The organism is Ruegeria sp. HKCCD7296, assembly GCF_013110775.1.
Classification (GTDB): Bacteria; Pseudomonadota; Alphaproteobacteria; order Rhodobacterales; family Rhodobacteraceae; genus Ruegeria.
In genome coordinates, this window is the sequence record NZ_WVRF01000003.1 from 215,229 (window position 1) to 231,550 (window position 16,322).

Annotated in this window: 16 protein-coding genes; 8 read left to right on the forward strand and 8 right to left on the reverse strand. The window is 59.0% G+C overall.

Annotated features, from left to right (window positions below; all coding sequences use genetic code 11):
- Together GS632_RS06055 and GS632_RS06060 are read left to right on the forward strand one after the other, a co-directional pair.
- Entirely contained in the window at positions 1-870 is an 870-nt protein-coding gene (locus tag GS632_RS06055; RefSeq protein ID WP_171237707.1) for a helix-turn-helix domain-containing protein, read from the forward strand.
- Between the two features lie 79 nt (positions 871-949).
- On the forward strand, positions 950-1,132 hold the full coding sequence (locus tag GS632_RS06060; RefSeq protein WP_171237708.1) for a hypothetical protein: 183 nt from the start codon (positions 950-952) through the stop codon (positions 1,130-1,132).
- Between the two features lies 1 nt (position 1,133).
- Here GS632_RS06060 and GS632_RS06065 read toward each other — a convergent pair whose 3' ends face one another.
- Genes GS632_RS06065 through GS632_RS06080 form a run of 4 tightly spaced genes read right to left on the reverse strand, consistent with a single transcriptional unit; the run spans position 1,134 to position 4,656 of the window.
- Positions 1,134-1,892 (reverse strand): SDR family oxidoreductase, encoded by a 759-nt coding sequence (locus GS632_RS06065; protein ID WP_171721459.1) that lies wholly within the window; start codon positions 1,890-1,892, stop codon positions 1,134-1,136.
- Entirely contained in the window at positions 1,889-3,355 is a 1,467-nt protein-coding gene (locus GS632_RS06070; protein WP_171237710.1) for a carnitine 3-dehydrogenase, read from the reverse strand. Before GS632_RS06070 ends, GS632_RS06065 begins: the two co-directional genes overlap by 4 nt.
- Positions 3,356-3,363: 8 nt before the next feature.
- Entirely contained in the window at positions 3,364-3,681 is a 318-nt protein-coding gene (locus tag GS632_RS06075; RefSeq protein WP_171721461.1) for a hypothetical protein, read from the reverse strand.
- 60 nt (positions 3,682-3,741) lie between these two features.
- Positions 3,742-4,656 carry a 3-keto-5-aminohexanoate cleavage protein gene (locus GS632_RS06080; RefSeq protein WP_171179871.1) on the reverse strand — a complete coding sequence of 305 codons (915 nt, stop codon included), beginning with the start codon at positions 4,654-4,656 and terminating at the stop codon, positions 3,742-3,744.
- Between the two features lie 132 nt (positions 4,657-4,788).
- Here GS632_RS06080 and GS632_RS06085 point away from each other — a divergent pair, with 132 nt between their 5' ends.
- A complete protein-coding gene (locus GS632_RS06085) occupies positions 4,789-5,775 on the forward strand; it encodes a GlxA family transcriptional regulator (RefSeq protein ID WP_171721462.1) in 987 nt (328 codons plus the stop codon).
- A gap of 74 nt (positions 5,776-5,849) precedes the next feature.
- Here GS632_RS06085 and GS632_RS06090 read toward each other — a convergent pair whose 3' ends face one another.
- Genes GS632_RS06090 through GS632_RS06100 form a run of 3 tightly spaced genes read right to left on the reverse strand, consistent with a single transcriptional unit; the run spans position 5,850 to position 8,857 of the window.
- Complete coding sequence (locus GS632_RS06090) at positions 5,850-6,896, reverse strand: aldo/keto reductase (RefSeq protein ID WP_171237711.1); 1,047 nt, start codon at positions 6,894-6,896, stop codon at positions 5,850-5,852.
- Between the two features lie 31 nt (positions 6,897-6,927).
- Positions 6,928-7,386: a DNA polymerase III subunit chi gene (locus GS632_RS06095; protein WP_171237712.1), complete on the reverse strand. Its 459-nt coding sequence runs from the start codon at positions 7,384-7,386 to the stop codon at positions 6,928-6,930.
- 4 nt (positions 7,387-7,390) lie between these two features.
- Positions 7,391-8,857 carry a leucyl aminopeptidase gene (locus GS632_RS06100; RefSeq protein ID WP_171237713.1) on the reverse strand — a complete coding sequence of 489 codons (1,467 nt, stop codon included), beginning with the start codon at positions 8,855-8,857 and terminating at the stop codon, positions 7,391-7,393.
- A 229-nt stretch (positions 8,858-9,086) separates the two neighbouring features.
- Between GS632_RS06100 and lptG the strand changes: the two genes are divergently transcribed.
- The 5 genes from lptG (at position 9,087) to rsmA (ending at position 15,476) form a co-directional block, all read left to right on the forward strand.
- Positions 9,087-10,187 (forward strand): LPS export ABC transporter permease LptG, encoded by a 1,101-nt coding sequence (lptG, locus tag GS632_RS06105; RefSeq protein ID WP_171234417.1) that lies wholly within the window; start codon positions 9,087-9,089, stop codon positions 10,185-10,187.
- The gene (locus tag GS632_RS06110) at positions 10,187-12,343 is read left to right on the forward strand and encodes an LPS-assembly protein LptD (RefSeq protein ID WP_171721463.1); all 2,157 of its coding nucleotides are present in this window, start codon (positions 10,187-10,189) and stop codon (positions 12,341-12,343) included. Before lptG ends, GS632_RS06110 begins: the two co-directional genes overlap by 1 nt.
- Complete coding sequence (locus tag GS632_RS06115; protein ID WP_171234418.1) at positions 12,334-13,587, forward strand: peptidylprolyl isomerase; 1,254 nt, start codon at positions 12,334-12,336, stop codon at positions 13,585-13,587. The genes GS632_RS06110 and GS632_RS06115 overlap by 10 nt, the downstream gene beginning before the upstream one ends.
- The gene (pdxA, locus tag GS632_RS06120) at positions 13,584-14,549 is read left to right on the forward strand and encodes a 4-hydroxythreonine-4-phosphate dehydrogenase PdxA (RefSeq protein WP_171237714.1); all 966 of its coding nucleotides are present in this window, start codon (positions 13,584-13,586) and stop codon (positions 14,547-14,549) included. Before GS632_RS06115 ends, pdxA begins: the two co-directional genes overlap by 4 nt.
- Positions 14,550-14,633: 84 nt before the next feature.
- Positions 14,634-15,476 carry a 16S rRNA (adenine(1518)-N(6)/adenine(1519)-N(6))-dimethyltransferase RsmA gene (gene rsmA, locus GS632_RS06125; protein ID WP_171237715.1) on the forward strand — a complete coding sequence of 281 codons (843 nt, stop codon included), beginning with the start codon at positions 14,634-14,636 and terminating at the stop codon, positions 15,474-15,476.
- Positions 15,477-15,528: 52 nt separating this feature from the next.
- On the opposite strand, the gene GS632_RS06130 is transcribed toward rsmA, so the two are convergent.
- The gene (locus GS632_RS06130; RefSeq protein WP_171179851.1) at positions 15,529-16,107 is read right to left on the reverse strand and encodes a DUF4167 domain-containing protein; all 579 of its coding nucleotides are present in this window, start codon (positions 16,105-16,107) and stop codon (positions 15,529-15,531) included.
- Positions 16,108-16,322 lie beyond the last annotated feature (215 nt).

A 16,322-nucleotide genomic window follows, 5' to 3' on the forward strand; every position in this document is an offset into this window, starting at 1 on the left:
ATGCAGGAAAAAATAGACAAACGAGATCGCGCCGCGCAGTTTCGACTGCGACTTGCCCGCGCGATGGAACAACGGAACATCAGTCAAAGCGCGCTTGCGCGTGACATAGGGGTTGACCGCTCGACCGTATCGCAGCTTTTGACCGGGCATGGCGCGCGCCTGCCCAATGCGCATGTGGTCGGAGGATGCGCGGCTGCGCTTGGCGTTTCAGCCGACTGGTTGCTAAGCCTGTCCGACAGGCCAGAAAGCGCGGCCGAGCTTCTGGCCGGTTCCCTAAGCTTCACCGAAGCACCCCGCGCGCTGGTAGATGAAAAGATTTTCGAGTGGCACAAAGAAGCGGCCGGGTACAAGCTGCGCTATGTCCCAGCCACGCTGCCTGACATGCTCAAGACCCGCGCTGTGCTGGAATGGGAATATGCCCCGCATCTGGGGCGAACGGCGGATCAGGCGATCGGCGCCTCCGAGGACAGGTTGGCCTGGATGCGCAGTGCGCAGTCGGATTATGAAATCGCCATGCCGCTGTTCGAAATCGAGAGCTTTGCAAGCGCCACAGGGTATTACAGCGGCCTTAGCACGCGGGTACGGCTGGAACAGATCGACCACCTTCTGACACTTTGCGATCAACTTTACCCCAGAATGCGGATCTATCTGTTTGATGCCAAAAGACTTTATTCCGCCCCGGTGACGATATTCGGCCCTCTGCTTTGCGTGTTCTACGCAGGCAGTCACTATTTGGCGTTTCGCGACCGGGACCGGATCGAAACATTTACCCGCCACTTCGATACGCTTGTACGCGAGGCAGACGTGACCGCCCGCAGCTTTCCCAACCATCTTCGGCAGCTCAGATCCATGATTTCAGAAGGCACATGATGCAGGCTTTGGAATACTGTGCTATGGTCCCTTGGCGCGAACCTTCGGGCATTCCGATCACAGACGGAGGACCACAGGAATGGACGCATTACAAACCGCTCAATACGCACGTGCCCTTTATGCCGCTCACGGAGACCGGGCCGAGGCCGAAGCTGCGCAGAAAATGCGTGAATGCGAGGCTGCCGGAAATCAGCAGGAAGCACAGGACTGGCAGGCCGTCCGCCAGAGCATCCGCCAGATCAGGGGGCCAAATCAGGGCTAAATCATAGTTTCGGGTCAGGATTGACCGTGTGGCCATCCACCGCGATGACCTGACCCGACACCAGCCGCGCCGCATCTGACGCAAGGAAGACGGCCATATTCGCTATGTCCTGCGCTTCGACAAAGCGCCCCATGGACGTACCCGAAGCATAGCCTTGGTACACCGCGTCGCGGGTCATGCCTTTGGCTTCTGCCTCACGGGCCAGAACACCCTCCATGCGCGGGCCTTCAACTGCGCCCGGGCAGATTGCGTTTGCGCGTATCCCATGCGGGCCCAGTTCCATCGCAAGTGTTTTCATCAATCCAATCACCGCCCATTTTGCCGAGGCATACGGCGCACGAAACGGATAGCCGTACTGACCTGCCGTCGACGAGGTCAGGATGATGCTTCCCGCCCGCGCCGATTTCATCAATGGCGCGGCATATTTGGCCGCCAGAAAAGCACCGTCCAGATTAACCGCAATGCAGGCGCGCCAAGCCTTCAGATCGATGTTTTCGATTGCCTCGGTTGGCCCTGCTATTCCGGCGTTGGCACACAGGGTGTCCAGCCCGCCTGCCTGAGACATAGCATCAAAGACGCCGCGCATATCAGCCTCATCCGACGCATTGGCGCAATGCGCCGTCCAAGGATCGGGCACAGAATTTAGCGCTGCCTGATCGATATCTGTAACCCAGACATCATATCCAGCCGCATCAAACGCCTCGGCCATGGCGCGACCGACACCGGACGCGCCAGCCGTTACCAACACCCTTCGGCTCATGAGGGCTTCCGAATAGCGGCCCCCGCGCCTTCGGGGTAAGGCAGCACGGACTGAGCTTCGGCAATACGCGCCATCGCCGCTTCGATTTCAGGGGACGGAGAGCTTGGACGCCGGGTCTCAAGACTGACATGCAGCAAGAAGCTTTCGCCTGTGGCCAGCAGTTTGTCGCCTTCATACATGCTGTGGAACACATGCAGCTTCTTGCCCTGCCCCAGCAACATCTGCGTGCGCACCTCGATCTTTGCACCCGCGTTGACCTCATCGATGTAACGAATGTGGTTTTCGGCGGTGAAGTAACTGCCGCCCGACGAGATGTACTCCATGTCGCAGCCGATGATCTCCATGAAGCGGTCCGTGGCGGCGGCAAAGGCCTCCAGATACTTCGCCTCATTCATGTGGCCGTTATAGTCCGTCCAATCCAGCGGGACGGCGCGCGACAGGGTCAGGATCGGCTGGCTCAGGTCCGCCTGATCCAATGTCGGCAAGGCACCCGGTTTCAACAGCGTATCATGCTGGTTCAGAACCGCGCCTGCCCCGTAATTCTGCGCCTTGAGCGCGCGCATCATCCCCACAAGGTTGTTGTCGCGAATGCGCTCCAGTTCGCGGATCGAATGCATGCCCGATTGCGCATCCGACTGGTCCGCAATCATATCGACCAGTTCTTCGGTGAACTCGGGCACATCCATCAGCTTTGTCCAGGGCCATTTCAACGCCGGGCCAAACTGCGCCATGAAATGGCGCATACCGGCTTCGCCGCCTGCCACGCGATAGGTCTCGAACAGGCCCATCTGCGCCCAACGGATGCCAAAGCCCATGCGGATCGCCTCATCGATTTCCTCGGTCGTCGCAATGCCGTCTTTGACCAGCCACAGAGCCTCGCGCCACACCGCTTCAAGGAACCGGTCGGCGATGTGCGCGTCGATCTCTTTCTTGATGTGCAGGGGGAAAAACCCGACCGATTTCAGCAACTCCTGCGCGCGTGCGACCATTTCGGGAGGGTTCCTATCGGTGGGCACCAACTCGATCAGCGGCAACAGGTAAACCGGGTTGAACGGATGCGTTACGACGATCTGTTCGGGGCGCAGCGCGCCCTCTTGCAATTCCGAAGGCTTAAAACCGCTGGTCGAAGACCCGATGATCGCGCCCGGATCGCAGGCCTCTTGCAGACCTTTGTAGACTTTCAGTTTCAGGTCCAAACGCTCCGGTACGCTTTCCTGAATCCAAACCGCACCTTCTACGGCGTCGGCCATTTCATCGTGAAAGCTCAATACGCCTTCGGGCGGCAATGGCACATCGCTCAGGCCTGGCAGAGACCGCCGCGCATTGTCCAGAACTTCGCCAATTTTGCGCTCGGCCTCAGGGTCCGGGTCGAACACCCGGACGTTCCAGCCATTCAGCAGGAACCGTGCAGCCCAACCGCCGCCAATGACCCCACCCCCGATGATTGCTGCCGTTTTTGTCATATCGTCCTCTAATCGATACAGATCAATTGCGCCTGCCCCGCCTCATCCAGATGTGGAATGCATCCGAATTTTGGCGTGACGGCACTGCATTGTTTGGTGTCCGACAGGCAGAACCCTGCACAATCGGAGGCTATTTTGCAGGGTGCCCCGGCGTCGGGCAAAGGTTCAAAGCAGATATACTCCCGGAGTCGCCCAGCCACCTCATATCTTCCGCCTTTGGCTTCGCACTGCTGGCGGGCCAACTCAACCTCTGTGGCTTGCGCTGCCCCTTCGCAGGGCAGGCATGCCATCAGTAGCGCCGCGCATATCACAACAACCGATCTCATGGTTATCATCCTTTTGCTGACGCTCCAGAGCCTTCGACCATGCCAGCGGCCGCAAGCAAATCATCCCTTTGGCGCGCGTTTCTCCAATCCCAACTTCTCACGCACTTCCTGCGGCCCAATAACCCGCGCGCCCATATTCTCGATGATGGTTCCCGCGCGTTCCACCAACTGCCAGTTTTCGGCCAGAACACCCTTGTCCAGCCACAAGTTGTCCTCGAGACCCACGCGCACGTTGCCGCCGGCCAGAACCGTCGCCGCAACGTAAGCCATCTGGTTCCGCCCCAATGAGAATGCGCTGAAGGTCCAGTCATCGGGGACATTGTTCACCATCGCCATGAAGGTGTTCAAATCGTCCGGCGCGCCCCACGGCACACCCATGCACAGCTGAACCAAGGCGTTGGGCTCCAGAATCCCCTCTTTCACCAACTGCTTGGCAAACCACAGGTGGCCGGTGTCAAAGGCTTCGATCTCGGGCTTCACGCCCATATCCGTCATCATTTGCCCCATAGCGCGCAGGGCTCCAGGCGTGTTGGTCATGACGTAATCGGCCTCGGCAAAGTTCATTGTGCCACAGTCCAAAGTGCAGATTTCGGGCAGACACTCGGCAATATGCGCAACGCGCTCCGACGCACCGATCATGTCAGTACCCGCTTCATTCACCGGAAACGGGCTTTCAACACCACCAAACACGATGTCCCCCCCCATCCCCGCAGTCAGGTTCAGAACAACGTCCACGTCGGCGTCGCGAATCCGGTCTGTGACCTCACGATACAGATCCAGCCGACGGCTTGGCGCACCGGTTTCGGGGTCACGCACATGGCAATGCACAACTGCAGCTCCAGCCTTAGCGGCAGCAATCGCGCTGTCGGCAATCTGCTGCGGCGAGCGCGGTACATGAGGGCTGCGATCCTGCGTTCCACCCGAGCCGGTCACGGCGCAGGTGATAAAGACATCGCGGTTCATTTCCAGAGGCATGGCGTTTTCCCCAAGTTATACCCGGTTTTGACCTGAGTTTTCCCCAGGCTTCTCCCCGGATTCCGATTTGCGTTACTTTCAACTCTGACGCAGCCTTGGGAAAACAACTTGGCAGAATGCGAATCGAACTTGATGCAATCCGCAAAAAACATACTGCAGCCCGAACATCGCGCCCTGAAAACGGCGGTGCTGGTACTTGATGACTGCAACACGCTCAGCTTCGCCTCGGCGATCGACCCAATGCGCGCGGCCAACCGTCTGGCCGATCGCCCGGCCTTTGACTGGGACTACGTGACAGCGACACCCGAACCGGCAATGCTGACCAGCGCCTTGCAAGTGCCGGGTATCCCGCTGGCACGTCTGCAAGGCTGTGACCTAATGATCGTTGTGGCCGGGTTCCAACTGGCCCGTCACGCCACCCCCAGCCTGCTTGCGGGTCTGCGCCGGATCGCAGGTACTGGCGCAACAATGGCAGGCATCGATGGCGGCCCCTGGCTGCTGGCCGAGGCCGGGCTGCTTGACGGCCACGCCGCCACCACCCATTGGGAAGACCTGGAAAACTTCGCCTCGCGTTTCCCCGAAGTGGACGTGCGCCCCGACCGCTTCACCGTGTCTGACACCCGGCTGACATCCGGCGGAGCAATCCCGGCGGTCGAGATGATGCTGCACATCATCGCCGCCCGTCACGGAGCGGGTTTCGCGGCGCGCGTTTCGGGCTTGTTCCTCTACGAAGGCGCACCCGACCCTGCCAAACCGCAAAGCCGCACTGGCGCACCACACCGCCACACAGCTTTGACCGCCAAGGCCAATTCACTGATGCAGGACTCTTTGGATGACCCCTTGCCGCTTGCCTATATCGCAGACCGGCTGGGCACCAGCCCGCGTACGTTGCAACAACAGTTCCGTCTGCGCCTGAACACCACGCCGCAGGACCATTACTTGCAACTGCGCCTAGCCGAAGCGCGTCGCCTTGTCACTGACACCGACATGCCGCTGATGGATGTGGCGCTGGCCACGGGCTTTGCCTCACAATCCAGCTTCGCCCGTGCCTTTCGCACCGCACACGGCCAGTCCGCCCGCGATCTCAGACAAGAGCGCGCGCACCCCACCCATCACTGACCGGATCCAACTTCATCTGGCTAAAAATACCTCGGGGGAGCCGCCGAAGGCGGCGGGGGCAGCGCCCCCTGCCCTCAGTACGGCATTGGGTGCGCCTTATGGGCTGCATCCAACTCTGCCAGCACCTCATCTGACAACGTCAGATCCGCGCCAGCCAATACGTGTTCAAGCTGCTCAACCGTGGTCGCGCCAAAAATAGCCGACATCATGAATGGCCGCGTGCGACACCAGGCCAATGCCATATGCGTCGGATCCAAGCTATGGCGCGCAGCAACGTCCAGATAAGCCGCGACCGCATCAAACACCCGATCAGACTTGCGCCCGCCTAGTTCAGGTGAAAGCGACATGCGTGAACCGTCCGGGACGGCACCACCCTGATACTTACCCGTAAGCAACCCGGTACCCAAAGGCGAGAACGCCATCAGCCCGACATCTTCATGCACGCATAGCTCGGCCATATCCGTGTCAAACAGCCTGCAGAGCAGCGAATACTCGTTCTGAATCGACGCCACACGCGGCGCGCCCATCTTTTCGGCCAGACGCACCCACTGCGCCGTGCCCCATGCACTTTCGTTGGACAGACCAAAGGCGCGGATGTTGCCCTTGTCGACCTGAGCCTGCAACGCCTCCAGACACTCCTGCATGTTCCCCAAAACGTCATCGGTGTTGTGCCCGGTTGGCGCAAAATCCCAGTTCTGACGGAACATGTAGCTGCCGCGGTTCGGCCAGTGAAACTGGTAGAGATCGATGCACTCTGTCTGCAACCGCTTCAGCGACCCTTCAATCGCTTCGGGTATCGTCTTGCCTGTGATCGGCGCACCGTCACGCACAAAGGACAAACCCTCACCGGAATGCTTGGTCGCAAGAATGTAATCCCCACGCCGCGCCGCATTGGCCGCGTTCCAGTTGCCCAGAATCTCTTCAGTGCGTCCGATCGTTTCTTTTGAAACCGGGTTTACGGGATACATCTCGGCTGCATCCACAAAGTTGATGCCGGCATCCAGCGCCATATCCATCTGCCTGTGCGCATCGGCTTCGGAGGTCTGTGTGCCAAAAGTCATGGTTCCAAGGCATAGGTCGCTCACCATAATTCCAGTACGGCCCAAGGGCTTCATTTGCATCTTTCAAATCTCCTGAAAACGGCGTCGCCCGTCAGGCTTCGGCCTTCTTTTCCCACCGTCCGGATTCTTCCGACCAGTATTGCGCCGAACACCCCGCAGCGGTCAGCGATTTCCACTGCCCCCGCGCATGTTGAACGGCTATGTCGTCATTGCCATCGAACAGAATGCACACACGTTCCATCGCGGTGACTTCTTCCGCCTCGACCAGCGCTCCGTCAACGACCATGACACAGGACGCGCCATTGGCAGCTTTCGAACCCGTGGTCAGCAAAATCGGCTGCTCTGCGTCATGGGGGCCGCCTTCGCGGCCATGCGGCAGAAACCCGTCTTCGGGCCCCAGCCACAGCTTTTCATCCAGCCAGTCCATCCGCGCAGGGTCGGTGCCCCGCACGGCAATCTTCCACCCGGCCTGCCACGCCTTGTCCAGCAGAACCGGCAAGGTGTGTTCCAGCGGCTGGCGGGTCAGGTGGTAGAAATAGACAGCGCCCATCTGCTTACTCGAAATTGTCCTGCACAAACCGGCTCAGCGCGCGAACACCCCAACCGGTGGCGCCTTTGGGTGCATAAGATGTCTCAGCGGACACTGAGGCCACCCCCGCAATGTCCAGGTGAATCCAGGGCGTTTCTTCTTTGACAAACCGTTGCAGGAACTGCGCGGCGGTAATCGACCCCGCAGGCCGACCACCCACATTCTTCATGTCGGCAATGCGCGATTTCAGCAACTTGTCATAGGCATCGCCCAACGGCATCCGCCACGCGCCCTCGTCTTCGGCTTTAGCCGATTTCAGGAAGGCATCACAGAACGTGTCGTTGTTTGAGAATACACCGGCATTCTCGTGCCCTAGCCCGATGATGATCGCACCTGTCAGAGTGGCCAGATCTATCATGCCAACGGGGCTGAACCGTTCTTGCGCGTACCACATGACGTCACATAGAACCAAACGACCCTCGGCATCGGTATTGATGATCTCGACCGTATCGCCTTTCATCGATTTGACCACATCGCCGGGGCGCGTGGCATTGCCTGAGGGCATGTTCTCGACCAATCCAACCAGACCAACGACATTGGCCTTGGCCTTGCGCTTGGCCAGCGCGCGCATGGTTCCGGCGACAACACCTGCGCCACCCATATCCATGGTCATCTCTTCCATACCGCCCGCGGGCTTCAGCGAGATACCCCCGGTGTCAAACACCACACCTTTGCCAACCAGAGCCAGCGGCGCATCGCCCTTGTCACCCCCCTTCCAGTGCATGATGACCACTTTGGACGGGCTGTCCGAGCCCTGCCCAACGCTCAGCAATGTGCGCATCCCCAGTTCCGCAAGTTTGTCTTCGTCCAGAACTTCGACCTCAAGACCCAGTTCCTGCATCTCGACCAGACGATCGGCGAATTCGGTGGTTGTCAGAACATTTGCGGGCTCGTTGGTCAGATCCCGAGTCATACGTACACCGTCAGCAATTGCGTAAAGCGGGGCAAATTCGGCCTCGGCTTCGTCCGGTTTGGAATGACTGATCGTGACCGTGCCCAAGCTGTCGCTTTCTTTGGTCTTGTGCGCGTCAAAGTCGTAGCTGCGCAAAGCGATGCCCAAAGCAAGTTCGTCAGTGCGCACCTGATTGCCGACCATCAAAAGCATGTCTTTGCCGCCCGCCAGCTTGGCCAGCGCTGACCCTGCCTTGCGCGCTTCGTCCGCTTCCGGGCGGCGCGGCAGCACCAGAACGTCCAGCGCCTCGGCGGCCATTCCCGCGGGCCAGGCCAGCGAGATCACATCAGCGGCTTTGGCTTTTTCGAACGACCCACTTTCGACCAATCGCGCCACTGCCCCTTTTGTCAGGCGATTGGCCCGACGGGCAGCGGGGTTCATCTTGCCGTCGGACGGAATGATGATGACCACCCGGCCTTCGGCCTGCGCCATCGCATCCAAGTCGAACTCTTGAAAGAGGATCGGTACCAGACTGCTCATTGTAAACTCCTCAAACTCTGTTCCCCAAGACCTAGCCCGCGTAGCACCGCTTGACCAGATAGCAGTTTTCCCCGGGCCTCAATTGCATTAAGGTCTCGAAAAAATAACCGGCAGGCTCGGGGGAGAAAGACGTGGCACGAGAGGGCAGGCATAAGCCGTTGCGCAGGAATTTCCGCGCGCGCGCGGACCGCCCGTATGCCCGTTCTGCAAGCTTCGCGGGGTGTTGCCCGTGATCCTCGACCGTTATTTCGCCCGTCGTTTCATGCAGAGCTTTCTGGTCATTGGCGGCATCTTTCTGACCCTGATGATTCTCATCGACCTGATCGAACAGATTCGCCGGTTTGACGATTACGACCTGTCTTTTGGGCAGTTGCTGCAACTGACTCTTCTGAACACACCGGCAGCGATCAGCGAAATGCTTCCCCTGCTGATCATCCTGTCTACGATCGCTCTGTTCGTCGGGCTTGCGCGCACTTCAGAACTGGTGGTGACACGCGCGACCGGTCGCTCGGGTATTCGTGCGCTGGTGGCACCTGTGCTTCTTGCGCTGATCATCGGCGCGCTGGCCGTAGCCTTGCTGAATCCGATTGCCGCCGCAACTTCAGAAGAATTCCAACGCCTTTCAGATTCCTACAAGAATAACGGCAGTTCGGCCCTGTCCATCAGTAGCGAAGGGTTATGGCTGCGCCAATCAGCGGAAAACGGTCAAGCGGTGATCCATGCGCGCGGAACCTCTAACGGGGATTCGCTTGGGTTGGACGATGTGACCGTGATTACCTTCGCCCGCGATGGCAAACCCACCCAACAGATCATCGCTGATCGAGCCGAGTTGGAAGATGGCAGGTGGGTCTTGTCCAACGCCAAGATCTGGACCATGCAGGAAGGGCAGAACCCCGAAGCCAGTTCCGTTGTTCATGACCGCCTGGAACTGCCGACTTCGCTGACCCGCCAGCGCATATTGGATACGCTCGGGCAACAGGATTCCGTGTCAGTCTATGACCTGCCCCAACTGATCGCGGACCTGCGCGAGGCCGGCTTTTCGACCAAGCAATATGAGGTTTGGTTACAAGTTCAACTGGCACGCCCATTCTTTCTGGTCTCGATGGTCCTGATCGGAGCAGCCTTCACCATGCGCCACGTCCGATTTGGCGGCACCGGAATCGCGGTGCTGACAGCGGTCTTGCTTGGCTTCGCCGTCTACTTCGTTCGCAACTTTGCGCAAATCCTTGGGGAAAACGGACAATTGTCCACATATATCGCTGCCTGGGCACCGCCCTTTGCCGCTATTCTGCTCTCATTGGGCCTACTGCTTCACGCGGAGGATGGCTGATGCGGCGCCTCCTTTATGTTGTGTTGACCAGTGCAGTGACGCTTTCCGTGCCCGCTGTACTTGTGGCCCAATCCACCCCGACACAGGCACAAGACACACAGGCTCAGGAACAGCCAGCGCTGCTGGTGGCCGACAAGGTTTTTATTACGCCTGAAAGAAAGCTGGTAGCCGAAGGAAATGTCGAGGCCTTTCAGGGCGACATCAAACTGTCTGCCCAACGCATCACATATGACCGAGAAACAGGCGAACTGACGCTGGACGGCCCTATCCGCATCGATCAGGGCGGTCAGACAACGTTGCTTGCGGATTCGGGACAGCTGGACAGCGGTATTCAGAACGGTTTGCTGGTCGGCGCGCGCATGGTCTTTGAACAACAGGTCCAGATCGCATCTGTTCAGGCAAAGCGAACAGCCGGGCGTTACACGCAATTCAGCAAAGTCTCGGCCACCTCTTGCCATGTCTGCGCCAATGGCAGGCCGCCAATCTGGCAGATTCGGGCCCGCCGCGTCACTCATGACCAATTGGAACGGCAGTTGTATTTCGAAGGCGCGCAGCTTCGGGTGTTGGACTACCCTATCTTCTATTTTCCTTATCTGCGACTGCCCGACCCCACACTGGACCGCGCGACCGGTTTTCTTGTGCCATCGATCCGCAGCACGTCGCAGTTGGGAACAGGCGTGCAGATTCCGTATTTCTTCAAACTCGGGGACCACAAGGACCTGACACTGACACCTTATGTATCAGGCAAAACAACAACGTTGGGCTACAGATACCGCCAGGCCTTTGTGAACGGGCGTATTCAGCTGGAAGGCGCCTATACGCGCGATGACATTCAGCCAGACCAGGATCGCGGCTACCTTTTCGCAAACGGTTGGTTCAACCTAAAAAATGATTTCCGACTGACCTTCCAAGTGCAAACCACTTCGGACGACGCGTATCTGGTGGACTACGGCCTTCCTGACCCGGACCGTTTGCGAAGCGAAGTTGCTTTGGAGCGGATCAAACGTGATACTGCCTTCAAGACAAGCCTGATCTACTACAAAACGCTTCGAGAAAGCGAAAACCAAAACGAGATTCCGTCGCGTGTTTTCGATCTGAATTACGAAAAGCGTTTCTTTCCCAACGCGTTGGGCGGCGAAGTGCGATTGGCCTTTGTCGGCCATGCACATGAGCGTACCAGCGACGTGGATGTAATCGGCCGCGACATCGCCCGCGCCACGTTTGACGCCGAATGGCTGCGCAGCTGGACCTTCGCTTCGGGCCTACGCGCCGATGCAACTCTGGGCGCGTCCGTCGATACGTTTAACATTCGAAACGACAGCAACTTCCCCTCGCAAGTCACGCGTTCTACCCCCAGAGCTGCCCTGACCCTGCGCTATCCCACGACGCGACGCGAGCAATCCGGCGCAGTTCAATTCCTTGAACCCATTGCTCAGATCGGATGGACGCATGTCTCGGATACGGATGTGCCAAATGACGAGAGCACCTTTCAGGAGTTTGATCAGGGCAACCTGCTTGCGCTCTCTCGTTTTCCAGCAGAGGATCAGCGCGAAGTTGGCGCGACCGGAGTCGTTGGTCTGAACTGGGCCCGTTACGGCGTGGACGGCTGGCAGGCCTTGGCCACCGTGGGTCAAGTGTTTCGGGCAGATGCCGATCCGAACTTCACTCTGACTTCGGGGTTGCAGGGCACCACATCAGATCTGCTGGTTGCCGGACAGATCAGAACCAACAATGGCTGGTCACTGAGTGGGCGTGGACTGATCGACAGTGATTTCAGCTTTGTCAAAGCTGAATTGCGCGGCGCATGGTCGAACGAGTTCGCGAGGATTTCCGGCAGCTATGTCTGGCAGGAACCCGATCCCGCCGAAAACATCGTCGATGAGATATCGGAAATTTGGCTTGTAGGCCGGTATCAGGTCGACGAGAACTGGCGGACAAATGCTCTGGCCCGCTATGATCTTGGCCAATCCGAACCGATCCGTCTGGGTTTGGGCGTGACATACCTCAACGAATGCGTGCAGGTTAACATGTCTGTAAGCCGGCGCTTTACTTCAACATCTACTATTGAGCCTTCGACAGAATTCGGCTTTACCCTGTCACTGACAGGGTACTCCGTCGAAGGCGGTGGCAAGACATACAAGAGAAGATGCAGTTGATATCAGGTTTCTCCAGGTTTCTTCGTTCCGGTTGGCTTAAACCGGCCGCGCCGGTTCTCACCGCCGCAGTTTTTGCAATTGCGGGCTCGCAGGCCGTGGCACAAAGCCTGTTTTCTCCTGCAATCCGGGTCAACCAAGACATCGTAACCTGGTATGAACTGGAACAACGCCTGCAATTTCTGAACGTGTTGGGCCTGCCTGGCGGCAGCGAAGCTGATGTGCGAGACGCTCTCATTGATGCGAAACTGCGCCAACAGGTCATGCGCGAGGCCGGCGTGCAGGCTACCCCCGAGGCCGTTCAACTGGGCATCGACGAGTTTGCGTCGCGAGGCCAGTTATCTTCAGAACAGTTCCTGAAATTGCTGGGCGAGTCGGGCGTTGACCCAGAAACCGTACGCGACTATGTGGCGGACCAGCTGGCCTGGCGCGACTATATCAGCTCACGCTATCTGTCTCAGGCCCGCCCCACTGAGGATGAAATTGACCGCGCTCTGGGGCAGACCGGAGGCGGTGGCCTTCAGGTCCTTTTGTCGGAAATTATCATCCCGGTGAACCAGCAAACCGTTGCTCAGACCGAGCTTCTGGCTCAGGAAATCTCGCGCTTGGAAGGCATTGATGCCTTTTCAGCCGCCGCCGCACAGTATTCGGCCGCAGCCACCCGAGATCAGGGCGGTCGGTTGGAATGGTTGAACATCACCGACCTCCCCCCCGCCCTGCAACCGGTCATCCTGCGTCTGCAAAACGGCGAGATTACCGAGCCGATCTCGCTGCCCAATGCTGTGGCCCTGTTCCAGATGCGTGGCCTGCGTGAAGTTGCAACTTCGGCGGCTCCAATCTCGACGCTGGATTATGCAATCTATTACATCGCCGGAGGGCGCAGCGCCGACGCTCTGTCACAAGCTGCACGCCTGAAGGAAGAGATCGACACCTGTGATGACCTGTACGGCATCGCCAAAGATCAGCCCTCCGAAGTATTGGAACGCATCGACGCCGCCCCTTCCCAGGTACCGCGTGACGTTGCCGTCGAATTGGCCAAGCTGGACCGCTTTGAGGTATCGACCAACCTCACCCGCAACAACGGCCAGACGCTGATGTTCCTGATGCTGTGCAATCGCACGCGCGATCTGGGTGAAAACACCTCGCGCGCGGATGTGGCAAACGCCCTAGCCCAACAGCGCCTTCAGGCATTTGCCGAAAGCCTGGTGGAACAGCTGCGGGCCGATGCCGTCATCATTCAGGAATGACACGTCCGATTGCGCTCAGCTGCGGCGAACCGGCCGGGATCGGCCCTGAAATCGCTGCCAAAGCCTGGGCCCAGCTGCGCGGCACTTGCCCGTTTTTCTATATCGGAGATGTCAGCCACCTGCCTGCTGACACGCCTGTCGCGCAAATCGAACACCCATCTCAGGCCGTTGCCTCCTGCGAGCAGGCACTGCCGGTCCTGCAATTGGATTTCCCGGCCCCCAACGTGCCCGGCCAACCCGACCCCGCCAACGCGCCCTCGGTGATTGATGCCATCGAAACGGGTGTTGAGTTGGTCAAAACGGGCGATGCAGCCGCGCTTTGCACCGCGCCTATCCACAAAAAAGCTCTGATCGACGGGGCCGGGTTCACCTATCCCGGCCATACCGAATTTCTCGCGGCCCTCTCTGGCACAAAAAGGGTCGTGATGATGCTGGCCAGCGATCAACTGCGGGTCGTGCCCGCCACTATCCATATTCCACTGTCTCAGGTCCCTGCGGCCCTGACCCCTGACCTACTGCGCGAAACGATTCAAATCACTGCGCGTGGCCTGCGTGACCGGTTCGGAATCGATAGCCCACGCATCGCCATCACTGGCCTCAACCCCCATGCAGGCGAAGGTGGCAAAATGGGCACCGAGGAAGGCGACTGGATTACTTCGCTTATAGCTGAACTTGATCCGGACGGAGCAACTCTTACAGGCCCCCACCCAGCGGACACTTTGTTCCACGCCGCTGCTCGCGCCCGTTATGACGCGGCCATTGCGATGTATCACGATCAGGCCCTGATCCCGATCAAAACGCTGGATTTCGACCGTGGCGTGAACGTGACACTCGGTCTACCCTTCATTCGCACCTCCCCGGATCACGGCACCGCACTGGACATTGCCGGGAAGGGCATCGCTACACCCACCAGCCTGATCGAAGCCCTGAAACTTGCCCGACGCATGGCTAATGGCACTTGACCCTTCACCTGGCTGAAAATACCTCCGCCGGAGGCAAAAAATCTCTGGCGTACTCCCTCCACCTTGCGTCACGGTAATTGGATCATGAGCGCTATCGACAATCTTCCCCCGCTGCGCGAGGTCATCGCAACCCATCAGCTTTCAGCACGCAAATCGCTGGGTCAGAACTTCCTGCTGGACCTCAACCTGACCGCCAAGATCGCCCGCCAGGCCGGGGACCTGACAGAATGTGATGTGCTGGAAATCGGACCTGGCCCCGGCGGCCTGACACGCGGGCTTTTGTCTGAAGGCGCGCGCAAGGTCGTGGCAGTGGAAAAAGACACGCGCTGTATCGCTGCCCTGAACGACATCGCCGCCGCCTATCCCGGACGGCTTCAGGTCATCAACGGCGATGCGCTGGAAATCAATCCGCTGGAATACCTTACACCGCCGATCCGTGTTGCCGCCAACCTGCCCTATAACGTGGGCACCGAATTGCTGGTCCGTTGGCTAACACCACCTGAGTGGCCACCATTCTGGCAAAGCCTGACGCTGATGTTCCAACGAGAAGTGGCTGAACGCATCGTCGCGCAACCCGGCAGCAAAGCGTATGGCCGTCTCGCCATCCTCGCCCAATGGCGGGCTGAGGCGCGCATCGCCATGTCGCTGCCCCCGGGCGCGTTCACCCCACCGCCCAAGGTGTCCAGCGCCGTGGTTCACCTGTCCGCCCTGCCCGATCCCCGCTATCCCGCCGATGCTGCCACCTTGTCCCGCGTTGTAGCTGCGGCCTTCAATCAACGCCGCAAGATGTTGCGAGCTTCATTGAAGGGCGTGGCCTCCAATATCGAAGACCGTTTGCTGGCCGCAGGCATACAACCCACGGAACGCGCCGAACAAGTCCCGCTGGAAGCATTCTGCGCGCTGGCCCGCGAAGTTCAAAAGACCTGAAAACAAAAAAGCCCCGGCTCTACCGGGGCTTTTGTTCAAACCGCTTTTTTGCTTATTCAGCCGCTTCCGGTGCGTCCCCATCGGTTTTGGGGGCATCTTCCGCCGCTGGCGCCGGTTTGGGCTTACGTGTGCGCGGTTTGCGCGCAGGTTTTTCCTTTTTCTCCTGTGCCGGAGGTTCGGCGCCTTTGCTTTCCGGTGTCTCGACCAGACCGCTTTCCGGCGTTGCCTCGGGCGCCGCAAAATCCATCACATCCGGCTGCGGCGCTTCGGCCGGGTCGGCCTGACGGGCGGCTTCGCGTTCCTGCCGTTCGGCGCGTTCGCGATCACGCTCTGCCTGGCGTTCGCGGTTTTGGCGCTCTTGCTCTTCCCGGCGGGCTTCCATTTCGCGCTGCGCTTCACTCAGCATCCGAAGATAATGCTCGGCGTGCTGCTGAAAGTTCTCGGCGGCCACGCGGTCATTGGACAGTTGCGCGTCACGAGCCAATTGGTTGTATTTGTCAATGATCTGCTGCGGCGTGCCACGCACCTTGCCCTCGGGGCCCGAGCTATCAAAAACACGGTTTACGACGTTGCCGCCGGAGGGACGATTGCGGTTATTCTTGGCCCGCGAGCGGGATTTGGAAGATCTCATCTTACTTTACGTCAGCCTTGTCAATTCGCTGTCGAACCACCCGTTTCTTGCACTGCTCTGAGGCGTTTGCCGTGACGGGATCTCGACTTTTTTGGGCTTGGCGTCAGGGGTGAGCTGCAACAGCATCAACCTCGCCGACTAATCCTGAGTAAACATGTCCTGAGCGCGCAGACAAGAGGAATCTCGGGTTTTCACCAGCTTTTTTAGTCTGGGCA